Here is a 17,126-nt window from a genome sequence, read left to right as displayed (position 1 = left end):
ACAAAAGGTATTTAATGCGACTATGATCAGAAGCCTGCGCAGTAGCTATACCTTACCTAAAGTCAATTCATGCGTACACTCAACAATTTTGTTTTGCGGCGGGATGCTATACCTTCGCAACAAGACAGTTTACAGCACAGCACATGGTTACTCCAAAACAAGATCAGACTAAAACAGAGCAGTTCAAGGGATTTGTGGAAGTACGCGGAGCGCGGGAGCACAACCTCAAGAACATCAACCTGTCGATACCCCGAGATGCGCTGGTTGTGTTTACCGGCGTGTCAGGTTCTGGTAAGTCGAGTCTGGCCTTTGGAACACTCTATGCCGAGGCGCAGCGTCGCTACCTGGAGTCTGTCTCGCCTTATGCCCGCCGCCTGTTTCATCAAATGGCTGTGCCCGAAGTGGATGCCATTGACGGGCTGCCTCCTGCTGTGGCCCTGCAGCAGCAACGCGGCACACCCACTACCCGCTCCTCGGTCGGCAGCGTCACCACACTTTCCAACCTGCTGCGCATGCTCTACTCCCGGGCCGGCGATTACCCGGAGGGGCAGTCCATTATCTATGCCGAAGCTTTCTCGCCCAACACTGCCGAGGGAGCTTGCCCTACTTGCCACGGTCTGGGGCGCATGTATGATGTCACTGAAAAATCGATGGTGCCGGACGACTCTCTTACCATTCGGGAGCGGGCGATCGCGGCATGGCCCACAGCCTGGGGCGGACAGAACCAGCGCGACATCCTGGTAACGATGGGTTTCGACGTGGACAAGCCCTGGCGTGAGTTGCCGCAAAAAGACCGCGACTGGATTTTGTTTACCGACGAGCAGCCTATCGTGCCGGTATACCCTGGCTATACCCCCGAAGAGACGCGTCGCGCCCTCAAGCGTAAGGAAGAGCCTAATTACATGGGCACATTTACCAGCGCCCGCCGGCACGTGTTCCATACCTTCGCCAACACCAACAGTCCGCTTATGAAGAAGCGGGTGATGCAGTACATGCTCAGCACCGACTGTCCAACCTGCCAGGGCAAGCGCCTGCGGCCGGAGTCATTGTCCGTCAAGTTTGCCGGCTATGATATCACAGAGCTTTCGCGGCTGCCGCTGAAACGGGTGCAGGCTGTGCTGAAACCCTTTGCGCAGGGCACCGAGCCGGGCCATGCCCGCACCGAGGCTGAGCACCCGGAGCAGGCCATCGTAGCCAAGCGCATTGCCGATGACCTGTGCGCCCGCATAGAGGTGCTGCTCGACCTGGGATTGGGTTATTTGTCGCTGGAGCGCAGCACCCCTACCCTCTCCCCGGGCGAACTGCAGCGCCTGCGCCTGGCCACGCAACTTTACTCGCACCTTTTCGGGGTGGTCTATGCGCTCGACGAGCCTTCCGCCGGTCTGCACCCCGCCGATAAAGTGGCCCTGCTCCGTGCCCTCGATGGACTCAAAAAAGCAGGCAATTCACTTTTTATAGTCGAGCACGACCTGGCCGTGATCCGCCATGCCGACTGGATTGTGGATGTGGGGCCTGCTGCCGGAGAGAAAGGCGGAGAGATCCTGTACAGCGGCCCGACAGACGGCTTGCAACAAGTAGAAGCTTCCCGCACAGGCGAGTATTTGTTTGGAGAAGCAAAAGGATTCAACTCTGATCCGCGTGTTCCAAAAAGCTGGCTCAAGCTTAGCGATGTGAGCCGAAACAACCTGCACAGTCTATCTGCTGAATTTCCGCTTGGGGTCTTCACAGCCGTGACCGGTGTATCGGGTTCAGGCAAGTCCAGCCTGGTGAGCCAGGTGCTGGTGGAACTGGTGGCCGCTCACCTGGGGCATCAGCTCCCTGTAGAGGAAGAGGAAGGCAACGAATTAGAGCGTGACATACCTGTTACGACCGGAGGCCATATCACAGCAGGTATGGAGGAGATCAAACGGCTAGTGCGCGTCGACCAGAAGCCGATCGGCAGAACACCGCGCTCCAACATGGCTACTTATACCGGCTTGTTTGATCATGTCCGTAAGCTTTTCGCCAGTACGCCGCTGGCCAAAAAGCGCCGCTACGATGCCGGGCGTTTTTCCTTTAATGTAGCCAAAGGACGCTGCGAGAATTGTCTGGGAGAAGGCTTTGTGATGGTGGAGCTACTGTTTCTGCCGAGCGTATACGCCCCCTGCCCCGTTTGCCACGGCGCACGCTACAATGCCAAGACCCTGGAAGTGACTTATCGTGATAAGAACGTCGCCGAAGTACTCAATATGACAGTGGATACGGCCTGGGAGTTTTTTGAGGAAGAGGCAGCCGTACACCGTGCACTCACCATGCTCCGCGAGGTGGGTCTGGGCTATTTGCGACTTGGACAGCCGGCCACGGAGCTGTCTGGCGGTGAGGCGCAGCGCATCAAACTGGCCACCGAACTGCAGCGCTCTCAGCGTGGCAATACCCTGTACATTCTGGACGAGCCCACTACTGGTCTGCACCCCGCTGATGTTGATAAGCTGATGACCCAGCTTCACCATTTGGTCGATGCTGGCAACACGGTCATCGTGGTAGAACACGACATGCGGGTAGTAGCCGCCAGTGACTGGGTGATCGACATTGGGCCGGGTGCCGGTGAAGAAGGTGGCAATATTGTCGCAGCAGGGCCTCCTGCCCTTATCGCCAAATCAAAAGAAAGCAAAACAGCGCCTTTTTTGAAGGCGCTGTCAAAGCGGTAATTAATCGAGCTCTTATAAAGCGAACAGGACATTCGCCTGCAGGATCGACTCATCCAGTCCCGCTATACCTACTACATTGCGCCAGTAGCGCCACTCCGAGCCGACGTATACCTTGCCGGGTTTGTCCCAGAAATTGCCTAAGTCCACATGAAGCTGTGGCTGCGTCAGGTACTGTGTGGTGCCCGGACCGCGGTCGCCAATGAAATCCATGAAGCCCCTGAAACGGAAGCGCAGACGCTCTGAAAGCGGGATAGGAATGTCCCAGCTGGGCGTGAACTGGTACGTACCGCTGTACTCACTTCCGTGCTGCTTGTAGTAGTAGGTTTCCAGCTGCAGCAGTCCCTGGCCGGGCAAGCGGAATTTAAAAGCCGGACCTGCCGTGTAGACAAAGAAATCCTCCTCGCCACCTAACAGCACGTTGATACCGCCTCCTACCAGCACATCACTAATCGGGCCTATACCTATACTACGCCCTGAGGCTCGGCTCAGACTCAGTTTAGGATACCACTCCATGTATAGGTTTGGGGCGGCCAGGCTGGCATTATTGAAGAGATCAGCAAATCCAAACTGCTCAAAAGCACCCAGATCACCAAAATGTTCCAGTGTGACGGTGGCGAGCTGCCCGGACTGATTCAAATCCCGGCCATAGAGTAGCTGCACATTCGAGCCGCCCTTGTAGTTAACCTGCGCCATTGCCTGGCTGCTGAATACCAGCACGAAAAAGAAAAATATAACTTTACTACCAGATCTATTGAGAAGTGTTCTTTTCATTCCTGACTGCGTGATGATTTACTGGAAAATCACAATGTGATTGCAAAGTTAGTGTTTACAGAGCGAATACATAGTATTGTAAAAATCTAATGCTTTGATCTGATTAATTTATTCACACATCACCATAAGTACTTACCAAATTGATATTTAACCTATTGGACTGATATCGTATAAATGTATAAATTTGTAAATTATTACTTTCTTTACTTTGTGCGATGGAATACAGGTTCGTGCATCATTGGAATTATGCGCTTGGGGAAGATGAGCACCGGATACTGGAATCCGCTATCTCGCTTACCACGCAGCCGCGCGACGAGTCTTTCCTGCAGCAGGCCGCAGACTTTATAGCAGCGTATACCCAGGTACAGTATGTGCTGATCGGCAGCTTAAGTTATGATGGCAACCATGTCATAACAAACGTATTTCTCAAAGATGGGGAGCAGCAGCCCAATATCACCTACCCCCTGCAATACTCTCCTTGCGATGCTGTCATGACCCAGCGTTTCTGCTACTATCCCAATAATGTACAGCGCTACTTTCCGCGCGACATGGAGCTACAGGAGTTAAATATCGACAGCTACCTGGGCAGCATTTTCCTGTCAGAGGACAGTGAGCCGGTTGGGTTGATCGCATTAATGAGTGACAAGCAAATCGAGAATGCCGCCTTTGCCGAACACCTCGTGCTGGTGCTGAGTCCAGCCATTGAGGAGGAGTTGGCCCAACAGCATAAATCTTAAATACAGACATTAATCAAATAAAAAAACCTCTACTGCAACAGTAGAGGTTTTTGTTTTATCAGAAACAGGTATAGCGCAATGCTTTAAATAGCAGGGTCGTCCGGCGTGTTCGGGTTGTTGCGACGCTCCTGATCCGGATACGGATAGAAATTGCGGTTTCGCTCCGACAGGTTATCAGGTGGTCCCGGACGATTGAAACGTCGGCTGTCCTCCCACTTCTGCCCGCTCAGGTATAGCTCTGCCGAGCGCTGTTTATATACCTCCAACAGCAAAGCTTCTCTCGTCACCGGACCACTGTAAGCCGGCAATCCTGCATGCACACCAAAGGGGTCTCCGGAAGTCTGTGTACGCACCTGGTTGATCAGCGCCAGAGCTTCGTCCAGAGATCCATTGTTGCGCAGGAGCGCTTCAGCTTTGATCAATTTCATCTCGTCTGGCAGGTATGCTGGAATGCTGGAAGTTTGCGTGTTGAAAAAGCCTGCCAGTGTCATCACCCGGTCTCCTAACACATCGGCACCCGGCTCTGTCATGTAAAACGGGTACCGATCATCTCCTTCTTCAAACAGCGCATCAGGCAAGCCGAACTGATCACGCGGTCTGAAATAGGCCAGTATAAAGACAGTGTTGTAAACTGGGTTCGGGCTCAAGGTGCTGTACACAAATTCAGAGCGCTTGGTCAGGTCTACTTTATCGGCATTGGAAATGGCTGCATCATAATTACCGGCATAAAGGTTATACCTTGCATTGTACGCATACAAGGTATTGCGCAAATCGAAAGCAGTGCCCGTTACCTGTGATGCAAACTCTGGCGACGGAGGGGTAGCCTCTATCAGGGCGATGCCTTCGTTCAGATGCGCGATGGCGGCTGCCAATACCTCAGCTCTCGAGCTGAAAGTTACTCGATCAGTTCGGCTGGTTTCCAGGTTCGCCTGCTCAAATGCGTTGATCAGGTTGCCGAGCGCCATGGCATTGAACAGGTGCGCATGTGCCATCACACCGCTCAGCGTCCCTCCTGTTAGGGTTGGTATATTGGGAGCGTTCTCCAGTATCTGCTCACTCATAACCATCACACGCTGCATGCGTGACCAGAGTCCCAGCACATTACCATTGAATGTTGGCAGGGCCGATCCGCCAGCCTCCAGTTCAAGCACGTTTGTAAAAGTGGCCACCCCTTTCATCTCCCGGCCTGTCACACCCGGGTAGAGCAAAGCTGCTTCTAGCCCTGATGTTGAGTAAAACTGACGCATCCCCACACTAAGGGCGATAATGCCTTCGCGGGAGTTTAGTACTTCGATGTCACTGGCAGCGTTGGGGTTGGGTATATCCAGCTCACAACCGCTCGACAGCAGCAGGCAACCCGAGAGCAAACCTGCTTTTAAGTATGAAGCTATATTTTTCATGTTGTTTTTCATTAGGTTGAAGAAGAATTAGAAGGTAAAGTTGAGTCCCAGTGCATAGGTTCTAGGGATGGGTACCTCCACGAAGTCAAAGCCCCTCACGGCGTTGGTCTGACCGGCGGCATTTATTTCCGGGTCATAGCCACTGTAGTCGTCAATCGAGAACAGGTTACGCCCAGCCAGGCTGAGCCGCACGTTATTACCTCCCAAGAAGGCTGGCTTGAAGCTGTAAGCCACTGACACCTCTCTCAATTTGATAAAGGAGCCGTCTTCTATGTAATTCTCAAATATCCCGAACAGCGCAGCAGAGGTTCCTTTCGGCACTTCTCCTCTTAGCTCCGGTTCATAACCGGCCAGGCCACCATACAGGTCGCGCTCACCTACACGGCGCGTGAAGTTGAACACATCGAAACCGTAAACCGCATCAAACTGGGTGCGGAATGACAGGCGCTCACCCACTGAGATGTCGTTCACCCACGAGCCTGTCCAGTCGGGGTTAGGGTCACCGATTACTTTAGGAACTGTGGCGCCGATGGGCTGCCCGTTTTCGGGGTTGCGTCCTGCACGCTCAGGCTGTGGCAGACCGGTAGGGGTCAGCAGCAGCGTGCCGTCCGGATTTCGGGCGAAATAGGTGCTATAAAAGGAGCCAAGCGGATAACCGTCAACAGCCGCAACCTGCCCGAAACCACCCGGGAATGGCAATACGCCACCAGGTATATCGTTCACTTCGTTTCGGTTGCGGGAGTAGATCAGGGTCGAGGTCCAGCGTACACGCTCCGTCTGAATAGGTGCGCCTGTTAGCATCAGTTCAAAGCCTCTGTTCGTCATCGTGCCAATGTTAGCGTATTGGTTCAGGAAGCCGGAAGAAGGCGTCAAACCAATGAATAGCAGTAGGTCTTTCACATCTTTTTTATAGACAGAAAACTCCAGCCCTAGTCTGCCATCCAGAAAACTCATATCGGCGCCGAATTCTGTTTCGACCTGCCGCTCTGGTTTTATACCTGCATTTCCCAATTGGGTAGACGGTACAACACCGGGGAGACCCGGCAATGAAACAGGGTTGTAATTGGTATAGCGGTCAAAAGCTCTGATCGCCGTGAGGTTTCCAGCTTGACCGTAAGATGCGCGCAATTTGAATATGGGAATAATGTCACTGAGCCCCTGCCAGAAACTCTCATTCGAAACGAGGTAACTTCCGCTTATTTTCGGATAAAACTGCCACCTGTCTTCTTCTCCAAAAACTGAAGATACATCATAACGGCCTGCACCCGTCAGGAAGAAACGGTCGCCTAAGCCAAAGGTCTGCTGGGCGAAAAATCCCATGATATTAATATCCTCTCGGATATCATTCGAAACCACAGTTGCACCGCTTGTACTGGTGCGGGTAATAGGACCCAATTGTGTACCTGTTATACCCGTGGTGTAGTGCTGTTCCGTCTGAACTGTACCTCCTATACCAGTTGTAGATTCCAGCCAGTCGGTCAGGAAAGTGCGGTATGATACATTCAGGTCATTGTTGAGCAGATAAGAAGTGCGGTCGGCTCGGCGTGAGTAACCCGCATCATAGGAAGGGGTCGTGTTGCCAACTGGTATAAAGCCTGTTGCAATCTGGGTGGAGTTATCGTAACCAACGACATAGTTGATAGTCAAACCATTGATTGGCGTAAGATTTAGCTGAAAGTCGCCAATAAAGCGAGTGGTGCGCTGTCCAAAGTCAAAGCGGTTGATCGCTTCCAGGGGATTGGTACGACGCAGGATGGCCGTGGGCGCTGTAGAAGGGTAAATACCATTGACTGGCTCCGGGTTGATGAAGTTGTTACTAAAAATGAACCCGGTCAGGGCACCATATGCTTCACTCAAGCCACCGTTTGGAATCTCTTCGCTGTCACTAAGTATGTAATTGGCTCCTAATGAAACGGACACCCAGTTATTTATCGTTTGATCTAATCGCAAACGAGCTCCTCCCCGCTTAAAAGTAGTATTGTCGACTATACCCTGGTTGCTAAGGAAATTCGCACTCATGTAGTACTGTGTATTTGCACTGCCTCCTGAAATAGACACATTGTTCTCAGTGCCCAAAGCTGTCCGGAAGATCATGTCCTGGAAGTCATACCGCGTAACTGGCTCCTGGGTAAGATCGGAGGCGATATTGTTTACAAAACGGAAAGGGTACTGGTTGTAATCGAGTGTCTTACGTACTCTGTTCACCCGAAACTGGGTAGAAACCGCAATTTTAGGTGCTCCTTCCACACCGCGCTTCGTAAAAATCTGCACTACCCCGTTACTGGCCCGAGATCCATAAATAGCAGCTGCTGCGGCTCCCTTTAGAATCTCAATGCGTTCAATATCATTTGGGTTGATATCCACCAATCGGTTCTGAGCATAACCTCCCAGGTCGATCAGTTCAGGGGAGCTGTTGTTGATGATCACCCCGTCCACAATGTAAAGCGGGTCACCGGAACCTACCACAGTACTGGTACCCCGCAGACGCACGGAAATACCACCGGCCGGGTTACCGGAGTTCTGACTGATCTGCGCACCGGCCACTTTACCGGCCAGGGCCTGATCCACGGAAGTGGCTACGCTATTCTCAAGTGAGGCAGCGGAGACGGTGGAAATCGCATTGCCCAGCTGTTTTTTGCTGGTTGCTACTGATGTTCCTGTCACTACTACTTCATCCAAACCCACAATATCCTCCCGAATCTGCACGTCTACCTGTACCGTTTGCTGATCGCCGAGGGTAATGGGGCGCACTTCCGGCCTGAAACCTATGAACGAGAACGTGAGCTGATAACTACCCGGGGGTAGAGCTGCTGGCAGGTTGTACTCTCCGTTTGCATCGGTGGCCGTGGCGATGTTGTTGTTCTGGAACTTCACCACCACGCCCGGCAGCGGTGACTTGGTGCGGGCATCGGTTACGGTACCCGTAATGGTGTAGCGTGTACCCTGGGCGATGGCCAGCTGACAGGCAGCAACCAACAGGAGGAAACACAGTAGGACAGCCTTTCCGGAGGCCCTCCCAATCATGTAAATTTTTCTCATAGTGCCTCTTATTTTGTACTGTGTATAATTATGATGTATTGATGTTCAGAATTTACTCCGGCAAACTGATTTTCCCCATCAGCACAGATGGCACCCGCCTCTTACCTGGACCGAACTGAATAGGCTCTCCCACCAGGCACTCGTTGGCCAGGGTGGCAAACAGCACCGCCTCTTTTGCATCCGGCGATACGCCCAGCTCGGCTGTGTCACGCACAGTAGCACCTGGCAAAAGCGCCTTAATGTTCTGTATAAGCAGTGGATTGTGCATACCGCCGCCACTCAGGAAAATTTCAAAATCAGCATCACCGAGTGAACGCGTCAGTGCCCCACTAATGGCCACTGCCGAAAACCGGTTCAGGCTCGCCATCACATCTTCCGGGGACAAGTGCTCCGTATCGGATCTGCGCTGTGCCTCTGCCAGGTATGACAGGTTGAACAGTTCGGGGCCGGTCGTTTTAGGGAAGTCCTGCTCAAAGAAGGGATGGTAAAGGAGAGATGCCACCAGCGCCTGGTTATAAGTACCTTTCAGTGCGATGGCGGAGTCGGCATCGTAGTAGGTGCCAGGAAATTGCTGCTGTACATAGGCGTCCATCAGTGTGTTGCCAGGCCCTACGTCAGTCGAGAATATACGGCTCGTGTCAAGGTCGCCTGGGAGAAACGTGAAGTTGGCTATACCTCCGATGTTGAGCATGATCCGGTTCTGGTCCTGTTCCGAAAAGAGCAGGTAGTCTCCGTACACCGCCAGTGGGGCACCCTCTCCTCCTGCCGCTACATGCTTCTGCCGGAAGTCGCTTAGGGTGATGATGCCTGTGCCCATCGCGATATGATCGCCATCGCCGATCTGAAGTGTCGCATCCGGCATACCTGCTACACCATGCAGCGAAGCCGGTGCGTGGTAAATGGTTTGTCCGTGACTGGCAATCACATCCACCTCACCAGATTCAACTCCCCATGTCTGCAGGCTTTTGTTGATGAGGTCGGCGTGGAAGCGCCCGATGTAGGCGTTTAGCAGGCAAACCCGCTCCAGGTCAACTTCCCTTTTAGAAAAGACTGCCTTTACTTCCCGTTTAAAAGTTTCATCGTAGGGCATGGTTACAAATTCACGCAGCTTCATGCGGGTTTGAGTACCATTCCCTTCAAACTCACAGAGTGCAATATCGAGGCCGTCCAAAGAAGTACCTGACATCAGGCCAATAATGGTTCTTTTCTCTTTATCAGCAACTTTGAAAAGTCGCTCCAGCATTTTGTTCATAATTAATTTAATCTAAGGGTGTGAACAGCCTAAAGAACCATAGATTCTTCATACGAAATGTATAAGGCTTGGGTAATATATATGGGAGCGAATTTCAGCATAATCATGCAGAAATTCACAAAGAGGCTCTTGCTCTGACCTGTTTTCTTAACTCCGGATAATCCGCCCGTCCTCCATTTCAATGATACGGTGCGTGTTTTCGGCGAACTCAGGATCGTGGGTTACGATGAGCAGGGTCTGGTTATGCTCTTCGGTGAGTTCCTTGAAAATATTGAAAACGATGTCGCTGTTACGCTTGTCGAGGTTACCGGTAGGCTCGTCGCCCATGATGATGTGCGGATCGTTGATGAGAGCCCGGGCAATGGCTACCCGCTGCTTTTCCCCTCCCGAAATGCGGTAGGCCGACTGTTTGGCAAGCTGGTCTATCCCCAGCATTTTAAGCCGCTCCATGGCGCGGTGCTCTACCTCCTGCTCGCTATACCTGCCCAGTTTCAGGCCTGGCAGCATCACGTTGCGCAGCACCGTAAACTCGTTGAGCAGGTAGTGAAACTGGAAAACAAAACCGATCTTCTCGTTTCGGATACGAGCCAGCTCAGGGTCCGGGCGGCCTGACATGAGTTCATTGTCGATGTACAACTCGCCGGTATAGTCTGTATCCATGGTGGAGAGGATGTAGAGTAGCGTGGACTTGCCGCAGCCCGACTTGCCGATCACTGACACAAACTCTCCTTTGTTTACCGTAAAAGTGATATCGCGCAGCACCTGCACCGTCACAGGGTCATGAAACGCTTTGTTGATATTCCTTGCTCCGAGTATGACTTCCTGCATGTTTTCGTCTCTGCCTTTCATGCCTATACCTATTTGCCTCTGATGATCTCAACCGGGTCCACCTTGCTTGCCTTGCGGGCCGGGAAAAAGCCGGCAAAGTATGTTGTGATGAGCGAAAAGGACCCGCCAATGAAGTAGTATATCAGGTCGTAGTTAACCGGGTAAGTGGTGATGGTAGGCAATGCGGAGGTGTTGAAAGGGATGCTGTCGATAATGGCTGAGAATATGAATCCGAACAGCAGTCCCATCATGCCACCGAACAAACCAATGCTCATGGCAATCACTAGAAAGACCAGGTTCACATCCCGACCAGAAAAGCCAGTGGCCTTGAGTATGGCAATGGAGTCCATCTTCTCGTAGATCATCATGTTGAGGATATTGAAAATGCCGAAGCCCGCCACGATCAGCAGCGTCACACCCACGGCATAGGATATGAGCGAGCGCACGTTGCTGCCTGTTTCAAACTGGGCGTTTGCGGTCTGAATGTCCTCAGCATCTATCTGAAAAAGCCGGGCGTACTCGCGGGCCACGGCCGGAGCCTGCTCCAGGTCATGCAGCTTCACCTGGATGTCGGTCATGTAGTTGGCAGGCTTGCCCAGCAGCTTTTGAGTTGTAGCGATGGAGGCATAGCTCTGCACCTTGTCGATCTCCTGTATACCTGACTGGAAATAGCCCACCACTTTCAGTGGAAAGCGCTCCCCCTGTGCCGTGGTCACCTGCACCACATCGCCTATATCGGCTACCAGTATTTCTGCCAGACCTTTGCCGAGTATGATGCTGTTGGCTACGTTTTTTGCATCGATGGCATCGCCGGATGTTACGTATTCCTGAAAATTGAACAGGCGGCTTTCCTCCTCCACATCTATCCCGTTGATCACGCCGGTGATGTCAATGGTGCCTTCATTGTAAAAGACCTGGGCCAGCAGTTTGGGAGTAGCGCCAAGCACCCGCTCATCGGCTTTCACGGTCTGTAGGATCGGTCCGCTGTTGTAGATCTCCTGCCGGGTGATGCCTGCCTTCACAGAACTGATAAAGTTGTAGGAGTTTTTGTATTCGTCGACTTCATTCACCGGCTGGTTTTCGCTAGGCTTGATCTCATTGTAGAGCCGAACGTGCGGGGTACGGTTCAGGATCAGGCTGTCGAGCATGTCGTTGAGGCCGTTCATAAAACCAAGCAGCGTCACAAACATGGCAATGCTGAAGGTCACCCCCACGGCAGCCACCAGCGTCTGCCGCCAGCGGGCCAGCAACATGGATTTTGCAATACTGAATATCAGTCTGAAATTCATCGCTAAGGCTTCACGATCACATCTTCTCTTGACAACCCTTCTACTATCTCCACCTTTTGGTAGTCTTTCAGGCCGGTTTTCACCGGCACCCGCTCGTCTTTTTCTCGCAGCACATAGACACCGTCCACCAGGTAGTCACGGGGTATGGTGAGGGCATCCTTTTTAGCCTGAATGACGATGTTTGCCTCTGTGGTCAGGTTGGGGTAGAGCGCATCAGGCATGGTCACAAATTCGGCCTCCACGGTAAAGGACCGGGTACGCTCGTTCATGGCCGGGTTTATTTTGGTGATACGCCCCTCAAACACCTGCCCGCGGTAGCTGTCGAGGTTGAGCAGCACCTGCTGTCCGGGTTTCACACGGGCAATGTCGTATTCATCCACCTGCAGCTCGAGTATAAACTCCTCGGCATCGCCCAGCACGGCAATAGGCACCTGCGGACTCACCAGTTCTCCTTTCTCGCGCAGCATGCTGTATACCTTGCCGTTGGTCTCGCTGCGCACAGTGAAGTCGCTGGTTTGGCTCTGACTGATCTGCAGGTTTTTCTGGGACTGACGCGCAGCAAAATCTAGCTGCCTTTTGAGGTCGTTGTAGCGGAGACGGGCAGAACGGTAGGCTGTAGCAGAGTTCTTATAGGCCAGCTCCCGTTGCTCCAGTTCCACACGGGTGCCGATCTCGCTGGCCCACAGGTTGCGCTGGCGCACGAGCAGCAGGGAGTCATTGCGCATGCGACTACGGGCCAGTTCGATATTTTCCTGTAGCTCGGCCAGTTTTTCAGCATTGGCATTCACACGGGCATACTCTGCGGCCAGGCGGGCGTTTTCGGTACTCAGCCGGGCGGCCTCATTGCCGATGCGCACCAGCACCTCTCCCTGCTGCACGGTGTCTCCTTCGGTCACCAGTATCTCTTCAATAATGCCGCTCACCACCGGGTATACCTGGTATTGGTTGCGGCTCTTCACCACACCCGATGCGTAGACAGACTCTGTAATATCCTCCACCGTGGGTTGAGTCTTTTCCCTTTCCCCGCCGCAGGAGGCAAGGCAGACCAACAGAAAGGCCAGTTGAAAGTACCGTTTCATTGTCTTGATTCTTTGTGCGTAGTGGACATAGTTGCAGGCGGACTCACGCTTCACCAGAAAGCAGAATGGTGACCGCTGCAAGCGCATCCCCGGCCTATCTTAGCAGGCTCGTGTTACGCTTCAAATGTAAGGCATTCAGAAGAGCAATGCACTCCGGTCAGCCAGATTAATTCAAAATTATCTCAAAAAAACTGCTACCTGTTCCGTCTTCTGACAGCCCTGATTTTAGCGTCTCTTTTTGACAGATAAGGATACTCAAAAACCAGCCGCCGCATCATCCCCTCTGGGGTCTGCCCCACCCTCCAATCTGCCATCCGGGCGCACCAGTATACCTGCCGCCCTGCCTATTCCTCCTGATTTAGGGGCAATTCTGTGTCCTTTCCACCACATCTTCAATCCGGTGCCAAAGCCCAGTGCTCCCCACTCACAGAGTATCCAGTCGGGTTTCCACTGGTGGTGAAAGCGACCGGCGTTTACGGCCCCCTGCATCGGCATGTCATGCACTGTCACGTTCAGGATGATCTGGTACACGGTGGTGATGATGGTGGAGCCGCCCATACTGCCGATGATCAGGTGAAGTTGACCGTTCTTTTCGAGTATGGTGGGTGTCATGGAGCTGAGCATGCGCTTGCCGGGCGCGATGGCATTGGCCTCCCCTCCCACCAGGCCGTAGCTGTTCGGGTGCCCTGGCTTCACGCTGAAATCGTCCATCTCGTTGTTGAGCAGAAAGCCAGCGCCAGCCACAAACACCTTGGAGCCAAAACTGCTGTTGAGCGTTGTGGTCACCGAAATGGCATTGCCCTGAGCATCGACGATGGAGTAGTGCGTGGTGTTCGGGCTTTCGGGAGGGGCCAGAGCACCTGCTGCCACTGCATCGCTGTCGGTGGCTCTGTCCAGCGAAACGCCCTGCATCCGGCCTCGGATATAGACGGAGTCCAGCAGGCCTGCCACCGGCACATCATAGTAGTCCGGGTCACCCACATGACGGGCACGGTCAGCGTATACCCTTCGCTCTGCCTCCACCATCAGGTGTGTGGTCTGAGCAGAGTTCCAGCCCCAGTCTTTCAGTGGGTAATTTTGAGCAATGTTCAGCAGCTGCAGCAGGGCAATGCCCCCGCTGGAGGGAGGCGGCATCGAGATGACCTGATAATCGCCCACCTGCCCCCGCAACGGCTCCCGCCAGACAGAGCTGTAAGCGGCCAGGTCCTCTTTTGAAATGATGCCGCCGCCTCGTTCCATTTCTGCCACAATGAGTGCTGCTGTTTCGCCTTCATAAAAGCCTGCTCTTCCCTGGTCCCGGATGCGTGCTAAGGTATAGGCCAGGTCTCTGAGCCGTAGCGTATCTCCCTTCCGCCAGCGGTCCCGGAGAATAAATGCCGGCTGCAGGGTATTATACTTCATAAAATCGCTTTGTTCGTCGTTCAGCTTCTTTGCCTCTTTTCGGGTGAGGGGAAAGCCTTTGGCGGCCAGCTCCACCGCCGGTTGTACCAGCTCAGCCCAGGGCATGCTGCCGTACTTCTGGTGCAGCTGCACCATACCGTCGACTGTGCCGGGTACGCCCGCTGCCAGATGCCCCTTGAAGCTTAGCTCTGTTATGACTTTTCCCTGCGCATCCAGGTACATGTCACGGTGTGCTTTGCCGGGTGCTTTTTCCCGGTAATCCAGTGCAGCTACGCTCCCATCCTGCTGTCGCAGCACCAGGAAGCCTCCACCGCCAATGTTCCCGGCATCAGGGTATACCACCGCCAGGGCAAACTGCACCGCCACCGCTGCATCCACGGCATTGCCGCCGCGCCGCAGTATCTCGGCGCCCACTTCCGAAGCCAACGGATGCGCTGTCACTACCATGGCATTTTCAGTTACTAGTCCGGTTTCGTTTGTATCCCAGCCTGCGCAGCCCGAGAAACTGATGATTGCAAGAATTAGGGTGATCCTGATGAATGTCAAGCCTGCTCTTTCTTTAGTTCAGTGTATGAATCCTATTCTTTACCCGATTGCATCGCATCGGGTTTTGAAGCAGGTATGGCTGTAGGCTGCTTGGGTCGATTATCTCTGGCTGCAAGAGGCGCATCCGAACCGTATACCTGTATAGCCGTTTTTATTAACTTATCAGGAATCTTACTTATGGTATTCAAACATCCTCCCATACTGCACAATGAAAAAGGAACGCTACGCACCGTGGGCTTTGAGCTGGAGTATACCAATGTGAGCATAGAAGACTCTGCGCAGTTAGTTCAGGAGCTGTATGGGGGGATTATACAAAAGGAAAACCGCTTCAGGCAAAAGGTAACTGACACAAGACTCGGTGATTTCACGATTGAATTTGACCTGACGCTGCTGACGGAGAAGCGCTACAAAAAAGTGTTTGAGACCTTCAATCTGCGCCTCGAGGATGTCAAAATCGGGAATGGCACCCTGGAAGATGAGGTAGAGGAAACACTCCGTAACCTGGTCGGCAAGGTGTTTCCGAACGAGATCGCCTGTCCGCCCATTCCCTGCACAGAGCTTGCGGAAATAGAAAAGCTGCGGGAGGCCCTCTACCAGCTTCATGCAGAGGGTACACAGTCTTTCCTCACCAACGCTTTCGGCACCCACATCAATGTGGAGGTTCCCCGTCAGGATGTCGGTACGCTGCTGACCTACCTGCGCGCTTTCCTGCTACTGTACCCCTGGCTGCTGGAAGAAGGCCGGACCGACCTTGCAAGACAGATCAGCCCCTTTATCGCCCCTTACCCGATCGAATACGTGACCCTTGTGCTGAACCCGGGCTACGCCCCTGATCTGGATGGGTTTATCATAGATTACCATACCTACAACCCCGACCGGAACCGCCCGCTGGACTTGTACCCGCTGCTGGCCTACCTCAGAGGCGACCTGCTGATGCAGTTTACCAGGCTGGGCAAGGTAAAGGCCCGCAGTGCCTTTCATTACAGACTGCCCAACAGTTCGATTGCACAGCCGGACTGGACGCTGGCACAGGAATGGAACATCTGGGTACGGGTGGAGGAACTGGCAAGCGACCCGGGTATGGTAGAGCATCTCAGCAAAGAATACTGCTACCTCAAAGCCAACACCCTGCTAGGATTTGAAACCAAATGGATCAAAAGAATACGGAATGGCTATCCTAAAATCTAAAAATAAAATACACCGCGGCAGACCAACTATTGGCATTACCGGACCAGACAAAGGAGGCGGGGCCGCCTGGTTCTTCACGGCGCTCTCGGTACTTATTGCCGGGGGCCGGCCCGTGCGCATCACGCCTTCCAGGCCCCGCACTGCTGATGGTCTGCAGGGACTGATCATAGGCGGAGGCGCTGACGTGGATCCCTCCATCTATGAGCAGGAGCATGTGATGGATGAGTACCTGCAGCGTACCCTCCAGCACCCGCGCAAGAACATTTTCCAGCGGGTGGGTCGCTTTGTGAGTTGGGTCTACTATCCGGCCGTTTTTCTGCTGCGCAAGCTGCTGAGCCGCAAACTTTACTTTGGATTGGACCGTGCCCGCGACCAACTGGAACTGCAACTGCTGGATCAGGCCGTTCAGAAGGGTCTGCCTGTGATGGGCATTTGCCGGGGGGCGCAATTGATGAACGTCTACTTCCGGGGCACTCTGTACCAGGACATCAACACCTTTTACCTCGAAGAGCCCAATCCGGCGAGTGTGTTTCCGGTGAAAAAAGTGCACATAAAAGCAGGGAGTAAGCTCGCACAGGTGCTGGGGACGCAGCGACTTCGCGTGAATGCGCTGCACAACCAGGCGGTAAAAGAAGCGGGAGAATTCGTGAATATTGTGGCCCGTGAGCCCAATAAGGTTGTGCAAGGTATAGAACACCAGGAGCAGGAGTTCATGATCGGTGTGCAATGGCATCCGGAGTACTTGCCACAGAGTCGCTCACATCGTCGTTTATTCAAAGGACTGGTGCAGCAGGCCAGGCTCGTTAATCAGCAGATCGAGGAGCGCGATCTGCAGGCTGCCATGTCACAGCCTGCCCTGGAAGCCGAAAAGCAGTTGGAACAGCAGTGCGATGATACCCAACCCTAGCG

The 17,126-nt window shown here is 53.4% G+C and carries 12 protein-coding genes; 4 read left to right on the top strand and 8 right to left on the bottom strand.

What is annotated here, in order from left to right; genetic code table 11:
• Positions 1–143: 143 nt before the first annotated feature.
• Positions 144–2,687 carry an excinuclease ABC subunit UvrA gene (gene uvrA, locus I0P70_RS17475; RefSeq protein ID WP_196120444.1) on the top strand — a complete coding sequence of 848 codons (2,544 nt, stop codon included), beginning with the start codon at positions 144–146 and terminating at the stop codon, positions 2,685–2,687.
• A 12-nt stretch (positions 2,688–2,699) separates the two neighbouring features.
• Here uvrA and I0P70_RS17470 read toward each other — a convergent pair whose 3' ends face one another.
• A complete protein-coding gene (locus tag I0P70_RS17470) occupies positions 2,700–3,458 on the bottom strand; it encodes a hypothetical protein (protein WP_196120443.1) in 759 nt (252 codons plus the stop codon).
• Between the two features lie 215 nt (positions 3,459–3,673).
• Here I0P70_RS17470 and I0P70_RS17465 point away from each other — a divergent pair, with 215 nt between their 5' ends.
• Positions 3,674–4,195 carry a hypothetical protein gene (locus I0P70_RS17465; RefSeq protein ID WP_196120442.1) on the top strand — a complete coding sequence of 174 codons (522 nt, stop codon included), beginning with the start codon at positions 3,674–3,676 and terminating at the stop codon, positions 4,193–4,195.
• 83 nt (positions 4,196–4,278) lie between these two features.
• On the opposite strand, the gene I0P70_RS17460 is transcribed toward I0P70_RS17465, so the two are convergent.
• The 7 genes from I0P70_RS17460 to ggt all read right to left on the bottom strand — a co-directional run bounded on the left by I0P70_RS17460 (position 4,279) and on the right by ggt (position 14,930).
• Positions 4,279–5,595, bottom strand: coding sequence for a RagB/SusD family nutrient uptake outer membrane protein (locus tag I0P70_RS17460; protein WP_196120441.1), 1,317 nt, complete (start codon positions 5,593–5,595; stop codon positions 4,279–4,281).
• A gap of 27 nt (positions 5,596–5,622) precedes the next feature.
• Complete coding sequence (locus tag I0P70_RS17455; RefSeq protein WP_196120440.1) at positions 5,623–8,634, bottom strand: SusC/RagA family TonB-linked outer membrane protein; 3,012 nt, start codon at positions 8,632–8,634, stop codon at positions 5,623–5,625.
• A gap of 52 nt (positions 8,635–8,686) precedes the next feature.
• Positions 8,687–9,886 carry an anhydro-N-acetylmuramic acid kinase gene (locus I0P70_RS17450; RefSeq protein ID WP_196120439.1) on the bottom strand — a complete coding sequence of 400 codons (1,200 nt, stop codon included), beginning with the start codon at positions 9,884–9,886 and terminating at the stop codon, positions 8,687–8,689.
• Positions 9,887–10,033: 147 nt separating this feature from the next.
• Positions 10,034–10,714 (bottom strand): ABC transporter ATP-binding protein, encoded by a 681-nt coding sequence (locus I0P70_RS17445; RefSeq protein WP_196120507.1) that lies wholly within the window; start codon positions 10,712–10,714, stop codon positions 10,034–10,036.
• Between the two features lie 29 nt (positions 10,715–10,743).
• A complete protein-coding gene (locus tag I0P70_RS17440; protein WP_196120438.1) occupies positions 10,744–12,003 on the bottom strand; it encodes an FtsX-like permease family protein in 1,260 nt (419 codons plus the stop codon).
• Between the two features lie 2 nt (positions 12,004–12,005).
• A complete protein-coding gene (locus I0P70_RS17435; protein WP_230392272.1) occupies positions 12,006–13,082 on the bottom strand; it encodes an efflux RND transporter periplasmic adaptor subunit in 1,077 nt (358 codons plus the stop codon).
• A gap of 255 nt (positions 13,083–13,337) precedes the next feature.
• Positions 13,338–14,930, bottom strand: coding sequence for a gamma-glutamyltransferase (gene ggt / locus I0P70_RS17430; RefSeq protein ID WP_196120505.1), 1,593 nt, complete (start codon positions 14,928–14,930; stop codon positions 13,338–13,340).
• Positions 14,931–15,206: 276 nt separating this feature from the next.
• On the opposite strand from ggt, the gene I0P70_RS17425 reads away from it, so the two are divergent.
• Complete coding sequence (locus tag I0P70_RS17425) at positions 15,207–16,217, top strand: amidoligase family protein (RefSeq protein ID WP_196120437.1); 1,011 nt, start codon at positions 15,207–15,209, stop codon at positions 16,215–16,217.
• A complete protein-coding gene (locus tag I0P70_RS17420) occupies positions 16,198–17,124 on the top strand; it encodes a gamma-glutamyl-gamma-aminobutyrate hydrolase family protein (protein WP_196120436.1) in 927 nt (308 codons plus the stop codon). The genes I0P70_RS17425 and I0P70_RS17420 overlap by 20 nt, the downstream gene beginning before the upstream one ends.
• The last annotated feature ends 2 nt before the right edge of the window (positions 17,125–17,126 follow it).

The organism is Pontibacter sp. FD36, assembly GCF_015686655.1.
In the GTDB taxonomy this organism is placed as follows: Bacteria; Bacteroidota; Bacteroidia; order Cytophagales; family Hymenobacteraceae; genus Pontibacter.
The sequence above is the reverse complement of the archived record's forward strand: the minus strand, read 5'-3'. Positions and strand labels throughout refer to the sequence as shown.